Genomic DNA, 17,080 nt, shown 5'->3' on the forward strand with positions numbered 1-17,080 from the left:
CAATAGTTTTCAACTGAATAATCGCCACTTTAATCAAGGCTTGGTGGTGGATGCAATGTTCTAAATTGTACAACAACTCACGGTGGTAATTGCTTTCTATGAGCAGTGCTTCGCCATCGACTATTTGTTGCAATTGCAGATTTTTATTGGGTTTATCGACCTGGTTCAGAATCGCATCAATACTTTCTTTGGCAATAGCCGTATGGGTTTGAATTAGGTGATTTCGCTTTCGGTTATCATAATTGACAATGCCGGTTTCATATTGGTTTTCCAAACACTGAAACATTTCAATAATGTGACGCGTATGTTCGCCAATCGTGGCATTGCTTAAGTCATGGCAAGGACAACAATAATCGTCGTCTGAAAGTTGCGAGACCAAGCCTGACAATTCATTGAGGGTTTTGAAGATGGCCGGAATGAGCATGTTTTTGTTTTTGTTTGTTAATTCTATTAGTTACGGTTATGGTCGAAAAAAAGTTTTCAAACTTTAAATCGCAACAAATCAGGAAATTTATTTCGCTCTGTGTATACCAAAAACAAACAGCATATTAAAGTAATAACAGCCAAAATAAATAAGGTTCCACCATCATTTTGCACTTCGATTCCTAACACAAATATATGAGAAAAAATAGCGCCTAACATGGTGCCTAGCCCTAAAAGTGCGCCAATTAATGTCGCTCTTGGAATCAAAATTAATATCGAAGCTATCAATTCAACCACACCGGAACCAATTCTCCCAAAGGGTTCTATGCCTAAAGTTTGGAAGATGTAAACACTTTCTTCGGCTGCGGTGAATTTAAAATATAAGGTTTGCAATAGGATAATCACTGCGGTGAGTTTGATGATCCAAAGGATAATTGGGTTTTTCATTTTAGATTATTTAGATAGTAAGAAAGTCTAACCACGAAGGTCACGAAGGTTTTCACCAAGCGCACTAAAACTTTGTGTACTTTGCGCCTTCATAGTGCACTTTGTGGTTAAAAATTTATTGAGCAATAATTTTCTTCCAGTTAACATCGGCCTTTTTCTTCAAATTGGTTTCGTCTTTGTTCCATGATTTCAGCGTATTGTTGAAATAAGCATTGTAAAACAAATACAATTTACCGTCGAGGATTTTAAAGGTTTCCGGATTGATTTCTACTTTTTCGCCATAATCACCCATCGCGAAAGCACACCAACCGCCATATTGCGGTTCGTAACTTGAAGGATTTTTAGCAAAAGTTTCCTTGTTGGCTTGAGAAGAAAAATAATAGGTAACGCCTTCATAAGTTGAGACTAAAGCTGCTTTTCCTTTTACCGCTTTTTTCTGCGTAAAGTAAGCTACGGGATCATACCCTTGAACGGCTACTTTTTTTTCTAAATTGAAATGAGTCGCTCTTGTGTTTTGGGCTAATCCGACTGCAGAGGTAAAGGCAACCAGTAAGATTAAAATGGTTTTGTTCATGAGTTTTAATTTTAAATTATCTAATTTGATAAAGCAAAAGTAAAGCGACATGAAAAGTGGTTTTGTCCGTTAGTTTACAAATAGGACAAAATAATTTTAAAACTTTGAAATATCTTCAATAATAATTTCTTTTCGGCCATAATGCATTAAGCCGTTTTCTTCTAACTCGTTCAGTAAAACGGTTGCAGTTTGGCGCGAGGTACAAATGATTTGGGCGATATCGTTTTGGGTTAGATAATTTTCAATGGTTATTCGGTTGCCGTTGCGTTTTCCTTCACGTTCTGCCCAATCTTTCATGAACGTAAGCAGACGTGTCTTGGCATCTTTAGACATCAAATTAGCATAATTGTTTTTGATGCGCTTCATTTTCAGACCAACAAATTTGGTATAAGAAAGGGCCAAATTAGGATGTTGCAACAGTAGATTTTCAAAATCCGACAATAGAAAACTGCAGATGGCGACTTCATCGGTTAAGGCTTTGGCGTACTCGTTTGAATTTCGATCACTGTCAAGCTCTAACTCACCGAACAAATCCCCTTTTTGGATAATGTCTTTGATGGTTTCATTCCCTTCTTCATCTATGGAAACGATTTTAATGTTGCCTTTTTTGAGTAAAAAAACCCGCGGTACATCCGAAGAAGAAAAATAAATGATATCGCCTTTTTTGGCTTTTTTGAAACCGGTAATAATGCACAACTGCTTGATTTGGCTCATGTTTAATGTCCAAAACAATTTGTGATCGCGGAGGTACCAATATTTTAATTCATCATACATAGAGTAAATGTATAAATTTTATCCAATAAAAAAACCCTTCCGAAAAGAAAGGGTTTTTTTATCATTTAACATTGGTCTAGGAAACTAAACCTCTGGATATTACAATTCGTTGGATCTCTGAAGTACCTTCATAAATCTGAGTGATTTTAGAATCGCGCATCATTCTCTCTACGTGGTACTCGGCAACATAACCGTTTCCACCGTGAATTTGCACGGCTTCATTGGCTACTTCTAAAGCGATTTCAGAAGCATATAATTTCGCCATAGCTCCGGAATGCGCGATGTCTTTGCCTTCGTCTTTTTCGCAAGCGGCTTTCATGATAAGCAATTTGGCTGCCGTGATTTTTACATACATATCAGCCAATTTGAAGGCAATCGCTTGGTGTTTGAAAATTTCTTTACCGAAAGCTTTTCTTTCGTTGGCATATTTTAAAGCCAACTCGTATGCCCCGGTGGCAATCCCTAAAGCTTGAGAAGCAATCCCAATTCTTCCGCCGTTTAAAACATTCATGGCAAAATTGAATCCGAAACCGTCGGCACCGATTCTGTTTTCTTTTGGCACCTTAACATCCGTAAACATTAAGGAATGCGTATCGCTTCCGCGGATGCCCATTTTCTTTTCTTTGGGTCCAATTTCGAAACCGGCCCAACCTTTTTCTACGATAAAAGCATTAATTCCTTTGTGCCCTTTTTCTACATCGGTTTGCGCCATTACCAAATAGGTTGAAGCAGTTCCACCGTTGGTAATCCAGTTTTTGGTTCCGTTTAACAAATAGTAATCGCCCATGTCTTTGGCGGTAGTTTTTTGCGAAGAAGCATCACTTCCGGCTTCAGGCTCTGACAAACAGAACGCACCGATTACTTCTCCTTTGGACAAAGGCACTAAGTATTTCATTTTTTGTTCTTCTGAACAGTATTTTTCCATTCCGGCACAAACCAAAGAGTTGTTTACCGACATGATCACTGCCGCTGAAGCATCTACTTTGGCAATTTCGGTCATCGCCAAAACATAAGAAACACTGTCTAATCCGGCACCGCCGTATTTGGGATCGACCATCATTCCCATAAAACCTAAATCGGCCATCATTTTGACTTGCTCGGTTGGGAATTTGGAGTGTTCGTCTCTTTCTATTACGCCGGGTAACAATTCCGCTTGAGCAAAATCTCTTGCGGCTTGTTGAATCATTAACTGCTCTTCGGTTAAATTAAAATCCATATAATGTAACGATTATTGTTTGTTGTTTCTTTACTTTTGGTGCGCAAAAATAGGATATAAAAGTTACAATTTCAAACGTTTTCGTAAATTTAGCCAATGTTGAAAGAAAGTTATAAGGTTATCGGCGTTATGTCGGGCACATCGTTGGATGGAGTTGATTTGGCGCACATTCATTTTGCAGTAATTGATGGCAAATGGCAATACAAAATCCATGAAAGTGAAACGGTTTCTTATAATGAGGATTGGTTAAACAAATTGAGAACGGCTGTTGACTATTCTAAAAAAGAATTGACCCAACTCAACAAAGATTACACGATTCTTTTGGGTCACATTATCAAAGATTTTATCCGAAAAAACCACATTAAAAATTTAGACGCGGTTTGCAGCCATGGTCACACTATTTTGCACCAACCCCAAAACGGTTTTACTTTACAAATTGGCAACCTTAAAGAAATAGCCCAAATTGTTGGCGAAACCATAGTTTGTGATTTCCGTGCGCAAGATGTGAAATTGGGTGGACAAGGCGCGCCGTTGGTACCGATTGGTGATAGCATATTATTCTCTGATTATGATTATTGCTTGAATTTAGGCGGGTTTTCAAATGTATCTTTTGAACATCAGGGAAATCGTATTGCTTTTGATATCTCTCCGGTCAATACAGTGTTGAATTTTTTTGCAAATAAACTCGGCTTACCCTATGACGACAAGGGCGAAATCGCTCGAAACGGCGACACTGATATGGCTTTGCTGGAAGAATTGGATAACTTGTCTTACTATCAAAAACCATATCCGAAATCGTTAGGCTTTGAATTTGTTAAAACCATCGTATTGCCATTGATGGAAAGTTACGACCTTCCTGTTGAAGACAAAATGCATACGTTTATCAAACACATTGCCAAACAAACCGCTTACGCTTTGCCGGAAAGAGAAGGCAAAATGCTCGTGACCGGCGGCGGTGCTTATAATGATTTTCTACTGGAATGTATGCAAAATTACATGCCCGAAATGCAGATTATTGTTCCTGAGGCGAAAACTTTAGAATTTAAAGAAGCACTGATTTTTGGGCTACTTGGCGTATTGAAATTAAGAAAAGAGATTAATGTTTTAAGTAGTGTTACCGGGGCGAAAAAAGACCATAGTAGTGGCGTTGTATTTAAACCTAATTAATGACTTTAAAGACCAAAACCCATCCGATTTAAAACAAATTTCACCTTTCGTAATTCCTAATTCATAATTCGTAATTCCTATATTTGCAGCGCAAACTAAAATACAATCTAACTAAAACCTAGAATCTGAAGTGAGCTCAGATGATACACAATGAAAGACTTATTAAAAAAATTCGAAAACAAAGAACCCGAAATCATTTTCAATTGGAAAGATGCTGAGACAGAAGCCGAAGGATGGACAGTAATCAATTCCCTTCGCGGCGGTGCTGCCGGTGGCGGAACCCGGATGCGAAAAGGTTTGGATATGAACGAAGTATTATCATTGGCGAAAACCATGGAAGTGAAATTCTCGGTTTCAGGACCGGCGATTGGCGGAGCTAAATCGGGCATCAACTTTGACCCGAATGACCCGCGTAAAAAAGGCGTATTGCAACGTTGGTACAAAGCGGTTTCTCCTTTGTTGAAAAGTTATTACGGCACCGGAGGTGATTTGAATGTAGACGAAATCCACGAGGTAATTCCGATGACAGAAGAATGTGGTGTTTGGCATCCGCAAGAAGGGGTTTTTAACGGACATTTCAAACCAACAGAAGCAGATAAAATTAACCGTATCGGGCAATTGCGCCAAGGCGTTATCAAAGTAATCGAAAACCCGAAATTCTCTCCGGATGTATTAAGAAAATATACTGTAGCCGATATGATTACCGGCTTTGGAGTAGCCGAAGCGGTACGCCATTATTACAATATTTACGGTGGCGATGTAGAAGGTAAAAAAGCCATTGTACAAGGTTTTGGAAATGTAGGTTCGGCGGCGGCTTTTTATTTGGCTGAAATGGGCGCCAAAGTTGTGGGAATCATTGACCGTGATGGCGGTGTCATTAATGAAGAAGGTTTTTCTTATGATGAAATAAAAATGTTGTTCTTAAACAAAGACGGGAACAAATTGGTTGCTCAAAACATGATCCCATTTGCCGAAATTAATGAAAGAATTTGGACACTCGGCGCTGATATTTTTGCTCCTTGTGCTGCTTCAAGATTGGTCACCAAAGACCAAATTGACAGCCTAATCGCTAACGGATTGGAAGTGATTTCGTGTGGAGCCAATGTGCCTTTTGCCGACAAAGAAATTTTCTTTGGTCCGATTATGGAAGAAACCGACAGCAAAGTAAGCTTGATTCCGGATTTTATTTCTAATTGCGGTATGGCACGTGTTTTTGCCTACTTCATGGAGAAAAAAGTACAAATGACGGATGAAGCCATTTTCTACGACATCTCGGAAACCATTAAAAAAGCGTTGGACAAAGCACATGATTTGAATTCCGACAGCAAAAATATTAGTGCTACAGCCTTTGAAATTGCTTTGAAGCAGTTGGTATAATATTTTTAAGTTTTTTTCGTTACTTAGTGTAAGACGTTAAAGTAAGTTTAAAATAACCTATAATTTTAAAAGATAATAAATACATTTACAGTAATCCAATACTAATTTAAAAACCTATTATTACATGAGTTTATTTCTTCAAGCCGACTCGCTTTCAGTGGCTCAAAATGCTTTAACAGAAGTAGCACCTGTTGAGAAAACCATTTCAATTTGGGAACTTTTAACCAGCGGTGGTTTGGCCGGTCAAATCATTATGATAGCATTATTTGTCATGCTTTTCTTCGCTCTTTATTTGTATTTTGAAAGACTACTGGCCATCAATGCAGCTTCTAAAATAGACCAAAATTTTATGATGCAAATTAAAGATCATATCTCTAACGGAAGAATTGACTCCGCAAAAATGTTGTGTGCTTCTACCAATTCACCGGTTTCACGTTTGATTCAAAAAGGAATATCCAGGATTGGAAATCGTTTAGAAGATATCAATACCGCTATTGAAAACGCCGGAAAATTAGAAATATACCGATTGGAAAAAAACACCAGTATGTTGGCCACCATCGCAGGAGCTGGTCCTATGACAGGTTTTTTGGGAACTGTGGTAGGAATGATTATGGCTTTTCATAAAATGGCTAGTGGTGGCGGACAAATAGAAGTTGGTGCCTTAGCAGAAGGTATATACACCGCCATGACCACTACTGTAGTTGGATTAATTGTAGGATTGATAGCCTACATAGGATACAATCACTTAGTGGTAAAAACAGACAAAGTCGTTCACTTGATGGAATTAAACGGAGTGGAGTTTTTCGACTTATTAAACGAAAAAAAGTAAGATGAATTTACGCGGTAGAAATAGGGTAAGTCCTGAGTTCAATATGTCGTCAATGACCGACATTGTTTTTTTGCTATTGATATTTTTCATGTTAACATCAACTATGGTGACGACGAATGCATTGGATTTGGTTTTACCGAAAGCTAAAGGAAAAACCGATAGTAACAAAAGTATCTCGGTAAGCATCAATAAAGATTTGCAATTCTACATTGATAAAACACCGGTTGAAGAAAGTTCAATTGAAGCTCAACTCTTATCCTTAACTGCTAAAGATAAAAGTATGCCTATCATTTTGAGAGCAGAAGAAGGTGTTCCTATTGAAAAAGCAGTCTATGTAATGGATATTGCGAATCGAAATCAAATGAAAATTGTTTTGGCTGTTAGACCTAAATAAAATACATCATGAAGTTTTTAGAAACTGAAGAAGAAAAAAAATCATTTGGCATCACAACAGTAATTTTTGTGATACTCCTTTTATTGTGTTTCTTTTTCGGATTAACTTATATGGATCCGCCACCGGAAAATGGTATTGCCATCAATTTCGGCACCTCAGATGTTGGTCAAGGCGAAGTACAACCACTTGAACCGGTACAATCATCTCCACAACCGGAAAATACTCCACCCCAGAAAACAGTTGAAGATGAAGTAGCTACTCAAGACATTTCAGAGGCACCGGTAATCAAAAAAACAGATGCTAAAAAACCGGTCAAAGAAGTTAAAGAAGTGGTTAAACCCAAACTTTCAAAAAGCACAACTAGTGCCTTAGAAAGTTTAATTAATGGTCCAAAATCTAACGGAGCTGAAGCCAGTCATGGTAATGACAACTTACCGGGTGACAAAGGCGATCCTAATGGTGACCGTTATGCCAATAGTTTTTATGGAAACGGTTCAGGAAATGGTTCAGGAAACGGTACAAGTTGGGGATTAAACGGCAGAAGACTCAGTGCTCCTGCTAAAGAAGTTCAAGATTGTAACGAATACGGAAAAGTGGTGGTTAAAATTTGGGTGAACCGACAAGGAAATGTTATTAAAGCAGAACGATCTCAAGGAACGACAAACACTAACCCCTGTTTGGTAAATCCTGCTCTTTCTGCTGCCAAAAAATTCAAATGGCAACCCGATAGTGAAGCGCCTGAAACTCAAATCGGATTTATAGTCATCAACTTTAAATTAGGAGAATAGTGAAAGCTATTCTTTTTTTATTATGAATTATCAAGATACGCTCAATTGGATGTTTAACCAATTGCCAATGTACCAAACCCAAGGCGCCACAGCCTATCGAAAAGATATTACCAATACCGTTTTATTGTCCAATCACTTAGGGAATCCTGAAGTACAACTGAAATGCATCCACGTAGCCGGAACCAATGGCAAAGGTTCTACCTCGCACTTACTGGCTTCGGTCTTGATGGAAGCGGGTTATAAAGTTGGCCTTTACACTTCGCCTCACTTAAAAGATTACCGCGAACGAATTACCATCAATGGCGAACCGATTTCGGAAGCCTATGTTTGCCGATTCATAGCAGAGAATAAATCGTTTTTTGAGACGCATAATCTGAGTTTTTTTGAAATGAGTGTCGGCTTGGCTTTCGATTATTTTGTCCAGGAGCAAACGGATATTAATATAATTGAAGTTGGCATGGGTGGCCGATTGGATGCTACAAACATCATTACGCCTTTGATTTCAGTGATCACCAACATCGGATTAGACCACACCCAATTTTTAGGCGATACTTTAGAAGCCATTGCTTTTGAAAAAGCCGGCATTATCAAAACCAATGTTCCTGTGGTTATTGGTGAATATTTACCGCAGACTAAACCGGTATTTGTTTTAAAAGCGAATGAAACCAATTCAGAGATTTACTTTGCTGCCGATTTAGTGCAAGAAGACTATCCTTGTGGCTTATTGGGTGATTATCAATTTTACAATAAAAAGACGGTTATCCAAACTTTGCGCGTTTTACAGGGAAAACAGTTGTTAACGGTATCGGAGGAACACATTAAAAGCGGTTTTCTGAAAGTGATTGACAACACAAATTTGCAAGGCCGTTGGCAACAATTGGGCACCCATCCGAAAATTATTTGCGATACGGCACACAATGCACACGGTTTGGCTATAGTTTTAAATCAGTTAAAAAAAGAAGCTTACCACCAATTACATATCGTACTTGGGGTGGTTAACGACAAAAAACTGGATGATATTTTGACTTTATTCCCCAAAAACGCAAAATATTATTTTTGCAAACCCGATATTCCACGAGGATTAGAAGCCTCTGTTTTACGAGAAAAAGCGATGTTATTCGGACTTAAAGGTGAAATATACGATTCTGTTTCAGCCGCTTACGACAACAGTAGAAAAAATGCAGCGGCTAACGATTTTATTTATGTGGGCGGCAGCACTTTTGTAGTGGCAGAAATTTTGTAATTTTTTTCGATTTTAATTTGCTAAATCAAAAAACTGCCCTATATTTGCACCGCAATCAAGCACAAGACGGGCGATTAGCTCAGCTGGTTCAGAGCATCTCGTTTACACCGAGAGGGTCGGGGGTTCGAATCCCTCATCGCCCACTACCGTTTGAAACCGATTAGGAAACTAATCGGTTTTTTTGTTTAAATCTAAACTGAAACTTTATTACAAAAAAACCACCCTAGAGAGTGGTTGGTTTTTTATATAAATTCGAGCGTTCGTTCTAAGGCCATGCCACGAGAACCCTTAATTAAAATTGTCTTGTTTTTCCATACTACTGTGGAAATTGCTTTAGCAAAATCCTCGAAGGTTTCGAAGAAAAAGAAATTGGCTTGCGGTCTTTTGTTTACATAAAAATCTTTACCCACAAAATGACAAGTCATAGTTTCATTGGTACTCAAAAAATCCACTATGCTTTTGTGCTCTGCTTTGCTTTCTTGCCCGAGCTCATACATATCCCCTATAACCACTATTTTATCGGGTTTGTCTAATTGGATGAAATTTTCTAAAGCCACTCTCATACTGCTTGGATTGGCGTTGTAAGCGTCTAAAATGATTTCATTGGTATTCTTAACCATTAACTGCGAGCGATTGTTATCGGGTACATAGGATTCAATAGCCGACTTGATGTCAACAACCGGCACTTTGAAGTAATGGCCGATGGTTATAGCCATACAAATGTTGGTGGCATTATACAGTCCAATCAAATGAGAAGTAATGTCTGCACCTAAAGCAGTAACTTTTACAAAAGGATTGGCAGAGATAGCGTCAATGAAAACATCGGCGTTGTTATTAGATTGACTGAAAGTAATTCTGTTGAAATGCGCAGTCTTTTCGTTTTGTAAAACATCGTCCAAATTGACAAAAATGGTTTTATTGTCTTTGGCTAAAAAAGCATACATTTCGCTTTTCCCTTTTATCACGCCTTCCACCCCACCGAATCCTTCCAGATGGGCTTTCCCGAAATTGGTTATAAAACCATAATCCGGTTGCGCTATACCGCATAAGAATTCAATCTCTTTTTGGTGGTTGGCACCCATTTCCACAATTCCGATTTGGGTCGTTGCATCAAAAGACAATAACGTAAGCGGCACACCGATGTGATTGTTAAGATTTCCAACTGTAGCTTTAACTTGAAACTTTTTAGCCAAGACAACGTTGACCAATTCTTTTGTTGTGGTTTTTCCGTTACTTCCGGTTAAGGCAATGATAGGTAACTTTAAATATTGTCTGTGAAAAGTAGCTAATTCTTGCAGTGCAATCAAACTATCCTGAACCAATACTGTTCTGTAGTCGATATGATAAGATTCGTTGTCAATTAAGACATACTTTGCTCCTTTTTCCAAAGCTTCGGCTGCAAAAGTATTGGCATCAAAACGATCTCCTTTTATGGCGACAAAAAATGAATCCTGAGCAATCTTTCTGGTGTCAATAGAAACCCCGGAAGTTTTTAAAAATAAAGCATGTATTTCTTGAATGGTCATAACGGAAAATAGTTAAAATAAAAAAGCCCTTAAAATTAGGGCTTTTTTGTTATTGTAATCAACTAAAATTAGTTTCTTGGTCTTTTCTTTTTGTCGGCTTTCGGACCAACTCTTGACATAGCACATCTGAAACCGATGTAGTCAGTGGCGATGTCTTGTGGAAAGTATCTTCTTTGAGCAGGATCTAACCAATAAGCTCTGTCTCTCCATGAACCACCTTTGTAAACTCTTACATCATCATTAACTAAAGTAGTTCTTTTATTAGACTTATCATACTTCTTAGACATATTCCCTAAACTATCTGTTGATACATTGTGTTTAGGAGAATCGTACATTCTTTGATCGTCTCTCATTTTTCCTTTTTCATCACCTTCTTCAGAATTACCGAATTTGAAGTAACGGGTAGATTGTTTATCTCCGTCGCGGTAGTTACGGTTGTCTGATTTGTCAAAGTTTTGTCTTAAGTAAGTTTCTTTATCATCAACCGGTACTTGAGCAATTTGACCAGGGAAATTTCTTGATACAATTTTACCGTTTGACAAAGTATCGAATTGTTGGGTTTCAGCAGTAACTAATTCAACTTTACCATCTTCCCCAATTTTATTTTTCATGTAAACGTTTCCTCTGTAGTAGTTGAAGTCATTTGCTTCATCGTCAACAATAGGTCTGTAAACATCGGCAACCCATTCGGCAACGTTACCGGCCATATCATATAAACCGAAGTCGTTTGGAGGATAAGATTTTACTTTGTTAGTAATATCGGCACCATCATCAGACCAACCTGCGATTCCACCGTAATCTCCTTTTCCTTGTTTGAAGTTAGCCAATTGATCACCTCTTACTTGTCTTTTCCCTGAACGAGTGTAAGTACCTGACCATGGATATTTCTTTTGACCTTTGTATGCGTTGTATTCTCTTTGTCCTACATCGGCAGCAGCAGCATATTCCCACTCTGCTTCGGTTGGTAGTCTGTACTCAGGTAAAATTAAACCTGAAGTTCTTTGAGCATAAACATTTTTAGGACTATTTCCTTGTGTATTAGTAGCGCCTGCAGCAGGTGCAGCACTTCCTTTTTTACTAGGAGCAGCTTTCTGACCTCTTTTCAATACAATTTTGTCATCACCTCCCATAGCCGTAGACGGGGAAGCTAAATAAGCCTCAGTGCTAAATACTTTATCAGCAGCAACATCAGTTACTTTAGCATCTTTTTTCAAATAACGTTGTTCTTCTAAGATTTTTTCGTTTACACGATCAGTTCTCCATTTGGCAAACTCGGTAGCTTGAATCCAATTTACACCAACCACAGGATATTCAGCATAAGCCGGATGTCTCAAATAGTTGTTGGTCATGGTTTCGTTGTAGCCTAAACGATTTCTCCAAACTAAAGTATCCGGAGAAGCACCCTCATAAATATTAGTATAATTTTCTTGATCCGGAGGGAAAACAGTTTTCAACCAATTCAAGTACTCCATGTACATTAAATTAGTAACTTCTGTCTCATCCATGTAAAATGACATTACGTGTTGTTGATTTGGAGTATTATTCCAATCGTGCATTACATCATCCTGTACTTTACCCATTGTAAAGGTTCCACCTTCTACTAGAACTAATCCGGGACCTGTTGCTTGCTTTTTAAATTTTGAAGCATACTGAAAACCACCTTTCTTGTCGTTGATTTTCCAACCGGTAGCTTTTGAGCCGCCTTTAGAATCAGATTTTTTACTACAACTAGTAAAACCAACCATGATAACTAAGGATAGTAATAATTTTACAGCATTAATTTTGTTTACTTTCATATTTTTAGTAGGTAAAAATTTTAGTGCCGCAATATAAGAATTAACCTTTACACTGCAACATCTTTTTTAATTAATACAAAAACACACCGATTTGAGCGGGTTGTATATACAACGCAAAAATAATAGTTTTATTGTATTTTGGCTTAAAAAAAATATTTTTTTAATTATTTATACTATTTTGCTGAAATTTGCGTTTAATGAAAACTATGAAAAAGATTTTTACCGTACTACTTTTGTTAACTGCTTATTTGGGCAACTCTCAAGAGCAAAGGGATATTGTCTTGAATTGGACAGAAAAAAAAACCTATTCTTACGGGAATTACAATTATAACTTGCCACAATTTAACCCCGAAAATTATTGGTTTGACAGCTACTCCCAAACATTGAAATTCAATCTTAGGGTAAAACTAAACAATGCTGTTTCCGAAAACAATCTACAAATCAGCAATATTGTTTTTGAGCCTATAAATGAGAGTGAATTGGGAGATCTTTCAGTAAAAAAAATCCCCACAACTTTCAAATATTCTTTAAACAATAGTAAGGCCAGAGATGTTAATTATGCTCAAATCAGTATTACCCCTATTATCAAAGAAGGAAACTCATATAAAAAACTAATCTCTTTCAGCTACCTTATTACAAACACCGGAACTAACAGAAATAATCTAACTTCAAACAATGTAAATAGTATTGAAAATTCTGTTTTGGCTACCGGTAATTGGCATCGTTTTTATGTACAAAAATCAGGTGTTTATAAAGTAAGTAAAAGTTTCCTTCAAAGTTTGGGCATGGAAACCAATGTTGACCCAAGAAAAATCAAAATCTACAGTCACGGCGGCAGAATGGCTCCATTGTTAAATGCATTGCCCTATCCTTTAGACCCGGAGGAAAACGCCATACAATTTATTGGAGAAAACGACGGGGTTTTTGACAATCAGGATTATATTCTTTTTTATGCCGAAGGTTTAGACAACTGGAATCAAGAAAACAAAACGCATTTAAATTTATATGCTGAAAAGGCATACTATTACATCACTGCTTCCGGCGATTTTGGGAAAAGAATTACCGACTTCAACCAACCAACCGGAAATGCTACCACCACAATTACTGATTTTGACGATTATAAGTTTCATGAAGTTGACGATGTTAATATTGGCAAATTAGGAAGGATATGGTTTGGCGAACAATTCAATGTAGACAGTGAGCAAGAATTTGACTTTGAATTTCCAAATCTTGTAACTTCTTCTCCTATTCAAATTGAAACACATGTAGCGGCTTCTGCATTTAATCCTACTACCTTTAAGATTGAAGCCAATAATCAATTAGCGGCAAGCATAGGAATTAATGCTTTGAGCTTAAACAGTGGAGCGTTAGCTTATGACGAAACTTCTATCAACAGTGTAAATATTTCCGCTGACGACGTTACTGTTAAGGTCACTTTTGACAACGGAGGTGTTCCAGGCGCTAAAGGATACCTTGATTACATAGCTATCAAAGCCAAACGAAATCTTCAAGGTTACGGGAAGCAGTTCCGATTTCAATACAATCTAGCTTCATCATTATCCGGAATAGGAGAATATCAAATTTCTGATGCTTCCGGAATTAATCAGGTTTGGGATATTACAGACATCTATAATGTTACCAAAGTTGAAAACACTTCTCAGAGTTCGTTTTCATTTAAATCAGATTTAGGTGAAATCAGAAAATTTATTGCGGTAGTAAGTTCAGATTATTTTTCGCCGTCCAAAGAATCAAAATCTAGAGTAGAAAATCAAAATCTTAAAGGAACCATTTTCAATAATGCTCAAGGGCAGTTTCAAGACATAGACTATTTAATCATTACACCAAAATTCCTAAATACTCAAGCAGAAAAATTGGCTAATTTCCACAGAAACCACTCCAATTTAAATGTAAAAGTAGTGACTTTAGAAAACATCTATCATGAGTTTTCCTCAGGAAAACAAGATATAGCAGCCATTAGAAATTTTGTGAAATATGTTTATTTCAACGCTTCTGAAGAAAACAAGAGGGTTAAATATTTAAATATATTTGGTGATGGCTCTTACGATTTCAAAGACCGAGTGGCTAACAACACCAATATTGTACCTATTTACCATGCCTTAAACAGTTACACTGAAACCGAATCTTCTTTTTCCTCAGATGATTTCTATGGCAGTATGGACGCCGATGAGGGAAATACTAACTTTTTCTTTGACGGAATAGATATTGCTGTTGGCAGAATGATTATCAGCTCTGTGCAACAAGCAGAAGAAATGGTCAATAAAGTAATTGAATACCATGATCTAAAGTCTTATGGTAGTTGGCGAAACAATTATGTAGCCATTTCTGATGATTCAGACAAAACTGCCGATACCAGTTTACAAGTCAAACAAAATAACTTAACCGATGCCATTGTAGCCCAAAAACCGTTTATCAATTTCAAAAAGATACTTTTAGATTCTTACCAACAGGAAACTTCTGCAGGAGGAAAACGATACCCGAAAGCCCGAGAAGAAATATTTGCTGCTTTTGAAAAAGGCGCATTGGTATTTAATTATCTCGGACACGGTGGTGAAGATGGCTTGTCCGGAGAACGCATTTGGGAAAAATCAGATGGCGAAAATTTACTCAACCGATACAAGTATCCTTTGTTTATTACCATAACATGTGATTTCTCAAGGTTTGATAATCCGTACCGACCAACAGCCGGAGAATACACTTATTGGAACCCCAAAGGAGGCGCTATCTCCATGATTACAACCGTGCGATCAATAGGGCAAATTCAGGCGGAAATTTTTAATGACAAAATTGCCGAATATCTTTTTGCATACGGAAGTAACCAATATACTTCTATAGCGGAAGCATTACGTTTGGCTAAAAATGACAACCCTAATACCGCAACCAATGTGGTGTTTTATATTGGCGATCCTGCATTAATGTTGGCTATACCTAAACCTAAAGTAGTGTTAACCAAAGTTAATGACATGCCTATAACAGGCCCGATCGATGACTTTCAGTCTTTGGCTTTTGTTAAAATTGCCGGTGAAGTATTAGACGAAAACAATAACCTACTACCACTTTATAATGGCGAATTGTCGGTAAATATCTTTGACAAAAACATTATTAGATCAACACTTAACAATGACGGATTAAGTCCCGCAATAAATTTCACAACTTTAGGCGAAACCATTTTTAGAGGTAATGCTACAGTAACCAATGGGCGATTTGAGTTTGGATTTGTGGTACCAAGAGATATCAGAATTCCGATTGGTAACGGTAAAATCAGCTTTTATACTAAGCGAAATCAAATTTTCTTCGACAAAACCGGCTACAATACTGATATAAAAATAGGCGGTATCAATCCAAATGCTGCCACCGATGAAATCGGACCAAGAGTAAGACTATACATGAATGACGAAACTTTTGTAAACGGAGGAATCACCAATGAATCACCTTTCTTGTTGGCTTTATTAGAAGACGAAAACGGCATCAACACGGCCAGCGGTATAGGCCACGATATTATAGGGATTTTAGACGGAGACGAAAGTAAGCCTTACATTATGAACGATTACTATGAGACCGAACTAGATGATTACACCAAAGGACGAGTCTATTTCCCCTTCCGAAATTTAGCCCCTGGATTACACACTATTACTTTCAAAGCTTGGGATGTTTATAACAACCCTATAACAGCCGAAATCCAATTCGTTGTAATGGGTGAAGACAGTATTGCCCTCAACAATGTATTAAATTACCCCAACCCGTTTGTAAACTATACCGAATTTTGGTTTTCACACAACAGACCTTTTGAACCTCTTGAAGTCCAAGTACAAGTCATGACCATCACCGGTAAAATAGTTTGGACCAAAAACCAAACAGTTACTACCGATGGCTTTTTGTCTCGAGAAATTACATGGGACGGAAAAGACGACTTTGGAGACCGCATTGGAAAGGGCGTTTACATCTATAAACTGACCGTAAAGTCCACTTTATCGAATAAAAAAGCAGAAAAAATAGAAAAACTTGTAATCCTTTAGGAAAATACTATATTTGTTAACTTTTATTAAAATGAAGATGAAAAAAATTGCGTTACTACTTTTATTCTCAACCACTATATCTTTTGTAAACGCCCAACAAGACAGCCGAGTTATTACTACAGGAGTTCCTTTTCTTTTGGTAGCTGCTGATGCTCGTGCCGCCGGTTTAGCCGATCAGGGAGTAGCAACGTCAGCTGATGCATTTTCACAACAGTGGAATCCGGCCAAATATGCTTTTTCAACAGACGCACAAGGATTTACAGCCAGCTATACCCCTTACTTAACCGATTTAGTAAACGACATCTCATTAGGCCAAGCCACTTATTATAAACGATTCGGTGCAGACGGCAGAAGTGCCTTTGCCGTGAGTTTGCGCTATTTTGGTTTGGGAGAAATTGAATTAAGACAAAATGCAGAAGACCCTGCGCAAATTGTAAAACCAAACGAATTAGCTTTAGATGGATCTTATTCATTAAAATTGAGCGAAAAATT

15 protein-coding genes and 1 tRNA gene are annotated in these 17,080 nt (G+C 37.6%); 9 read left to right on the forward strand and 7 right to left on the reverse strand.

What is annotated here, in order from left to right; all coding sequences use genetic code 11:
- The 5 genes from ACIQ32_RS07615 to ACIQ32_RS07635 all read right to left on the reverse strand — a co-directional run.
- A partial coding sequence (locus ACIQ32_RS07615; RefSeq protein ID WP_396195090.1) for a DinB family protein occupies positions 1–424 on the reverse strand: 424 nt, incomplete at its 3' end.
- A 56-nt stretch (positions 425–480) separates the two neighbouring features.
- Positions 481–870, reverse strand: a complete 390-nt coding sequence (locus ACIQ32_RS07620) for a DoxX family protein (RefSeq protein ID WP_396195091.1) — start codon at positions 868–870, stop codon at positions 481–483.
- A gap of 115 nt (positions 871–985) precedes the next feature.
- Positions 986–1,444, reverse strand: coding sequence for a YHS domain-containing (seleno)protein (locus tag ACIQ32_RS07625; protein ID WP_396195092.1), 459 nt, complete (start codon positions 1,442–1,444; stop codon positions 986–988).
- Positions 1,445–1,540: 96 nt separating this feature from the next.
- A complete protein-coding gene (locus ACIQ32_RS07630) occupies positions 1,541–2,158 on the reverse strand; it encodes a Crp/Fnr family transcriptional regulator (RefSeq protein WP_396195093.1) in 618 nt (205 codons plus the stop codon).
- A gap of 136 nt (positions 2,159–2,294) precedes the next feature.
- The gene (locus ACIQ32_RS07635) at positions 2,295–3,434 is read right to left on the reverse strand and encodes an acyl-CoA dehydrogenase family protein (protein WP_396195094.1); all 1,140 of its coding nucleotides are present in this window, start codon (positions 3,432–3,434) and stop codon (positions 2,295–2,297) included.
- 96 nt (positions 3,435–3,530) lie between these two features.
- On the opposite strand from ACIQ32_RS07635, the gene ACIQ32_RS07640 reads away from it, so the two are divergent.
- The 7 genes from ACIQ32_RS07640 to ACIQ32_RS07670 all read left to right on the forward strand — a co-directional run bounded on the left by ACIQ32_RS07640 (position 3,531) and on the right by ACIQ32_RS07670 (position 9,375).
- A complete protein-coding gene (locus ACIQ32_RS07640) occupies positions 3,531–4,601 on the forward strand; it encodes an anhydro-N-acetylmuramic acid kinase (RefSeq protein ID WP_396195095.1) in 1,071 nt (356 codons plus the stop codon).
- A 150-nt stretch (positions 4,602–4,751) separates the two neighbouring features.
- The gene (locus ACIQ32_RS07645) at positions 4,752–5,978 is read left to right on the forward strand and encodes a Glu/Leu/Phe/Val dehydrogenase dimerization domain-containing protein (protein ID WP_396195096.1); all 1,227 of its coding nucleotides are present in this window, start codon (positions 4,752–4,754) and stop codon (positions 5,976–5,978) included.
- Positions 5,979–6,102: 124 nt separating this feature from the next.
- A complete protein-coding gene (locus tag ACIQ32_RS07650; protein WP_396195097.1) occupies positions 6,103–6,807 on the forward strand; it encodes a MotA/TolQ/ExbB proton channel family protein in 705 nt (234 codons plus the stop codon).
- Between the two features lies 1 nt (position 6,808).
- The gene (locus tag ACIQ32_RS07655) at positions 6,809–7,201 is read left to right on the forward strand and encodes an ExbD/TolR family protein (protein WP_396195098.1); all 393 of its coding nucleotides are present in this window, start codon (positions 6,809–6,811) and stop codon (positions 7,199–7,201) included.
- An 8-nt stretch (positions 7,202–7,209) separates the two neighbouring features.
- Positions 7,210–7,989, forward strand: a complete 780-nt coding sequence (locus ACIQ32_RS07660) for an energy transducer TonB (RefSeq protein ID WP_396195099.1) — start codon at positions 7,210–7,212, stop codon at positions 7,987–7,989.
- A gap of 22 nt (positions 7,990–8,011) precedes the next feature.
- Entirely contained in the window at positions 8,012–9,232 is a 1,221-nt protein-coding gene (locus tag ACIQ32_RS07665; RefSeq protein ID WP_396195100.1) for a bifunctional folylpolyglutamate synthase/dihydrofolate synthase, read from the forward strand.
- A 68-nt stretch (positions 9,233–9,300) separates the two neighbouring features.
- A tRNA-Val gene (locus ACIQ32_RS07670) sits at positions 9,301–9,375 on the forward strand.
- A gap of 99 nt (positions 9,376–9,474) precedes the next feature.
- On the opposite strand, the gene murF is transcribed toward ACIQ32_RS07670, so the two are convergent.
- A complete protein-coding gene (gene murF, locus ACIQ32_RS07675) occupies positions 9,475–10,758 on the reverse strand; it encodes a UDP-N-acetylmuramoyl-tripeptide--D-alanyl-D-alanine ligase (RefSeq protein ID WP_396195101.1) in 1,284 nt (427 codons plus the stop codon).
- A gap of 68 nt (positions 10,759–10,826) precedes the next feature.
- Positions 10,827–12,554, reverse strand: coding sequence for a gliding motility lipoprotein GldJ (gldJ, locus tag ACIQ32_RS07680; RefSeq protein ID WP_396195102.1), 1,728 nt, complete (start codon positions 12,552–12,554; stop codon positions 10,827–10,829).
- A 206-nt stretch (positions 12,555–12,760) separates the two neighbouring features.
- On the opposite strand from gldJ, the gene porU reads away from it, so the two are divergent.
- Entirely contained in the window at positions 12,761–16,588 is a 3,828-nt protein-coding gene (gene porU, locus ACIQ32_RS07685) for a type IX secretion system sortase PorU (protein ID WP_396195103.1), read from the forward strand.
- A gap of 37 nt (positions 16,589–16,625) precedes the next feature.
- Positions 16,626–17,080 (forward strand): PorV/PorQ family protein (locus ACIQ32_RS07690; protein ID WP_396195104.1); only part of this gene is annotated, 455 nt, incomplete at its 3' end.

The sequence above is a fragment of the Flavobacterium sp. genome (assembly GCF_044373165.1).
Taxonomy (GTDB): domain Bacteria; phylum Bacteroidota; class Bacteroidia; order Flavobacteriales; family Flavobacteriaceae; genus Flavobacterium.

Coding starts and splice junctions, on each gene's coding strand:
- ACIQ32_RS07660 (WP_396195099.1), top strand. CDS start 7,210: ATGAAGTTTTTAGAAACTGAAGAAGAAAAAAAATCATTTGGCATCACA.
- ACIQ32_RS07620 (WP_396195091.1), bottom strand. CDS start 870: ATGAAAAACCCAATTATCCTTTGGATCATCAAACTCACCGCAGTGATT.
- ACIQ32_RS07665 (WP_396195100.1), top strand. CDS start 8,012: ATGAATTATCAAGATACGCTCAATTGGATGTTTAACCAATTGCCAATG.
- ACIQ32_RS07650 (WP_396195097.1), top strand. CDS start 6,103: ATGAGTTTATTTCTTCAAGCCGACTCGCTTTCAGTGGCTCAAAATGCT.
- murF (WP_396195101.1), bottom strand. CDS start 10,758: ATGACCATTCAAGAAATACATGCTTTATTTTTAAAAACTTCCGGGGTT.
- ACIQ32_RS07645 (WP_396195096.1), top strand. CDS start 4,752: ATGAAAGACTTATTAAAAAAATTCGAAAACAAAGAACCCGAAATCATT.
- ACIQ32_RS07640 (WP_396195095.1), top strand. CDS start 3,531: ATGTTGAAAGAAAGTTATAAGGTTATCGGCGTTATGTCGGGCACATCG.
- ACIQ32_RS07630 (WP_396195093.1), bottom strand. CDS start 2,158: ATGAGCCAAATCAAGCAGTTGTGCATTATTACCGGTTTCAAAAAAGCC.
- gldJ (WP_396195102.1), bottom strand. CDS start 12,554: ATGAAAGTAAACAAAATTAATGCTGTAAAATTATTACTATCCTTAGTT.
- porU (WP_396195103.1), top strand. CDS start 12,761: ATGAAAAAGATTTTTACCGTACTACTTTTGTTAACTGCTTATTTGGGC.
- ACIQ32_RS07625 (WP_396195092.1), bottom strand. CDS start 1,444: ATGAACAAAACCATTTTAATCTTACTGGTTGCCTTTACCTCTGCAGTC.
- ACIQ32_RS07635 (WP_396195094.1), bottom strand. CDS start 3,434: ATGGATTTTAATTTAACCGAAGAGCAGTTAATGATTCAACAAGCCGCA.
- ACIQ32_RS07655 (WP_396195098.1), top strand. CDS start 6,809: ATGAATTTACGCGGTAGAAATAGGGTAAGTCCTGAGTTCAATATGTCG.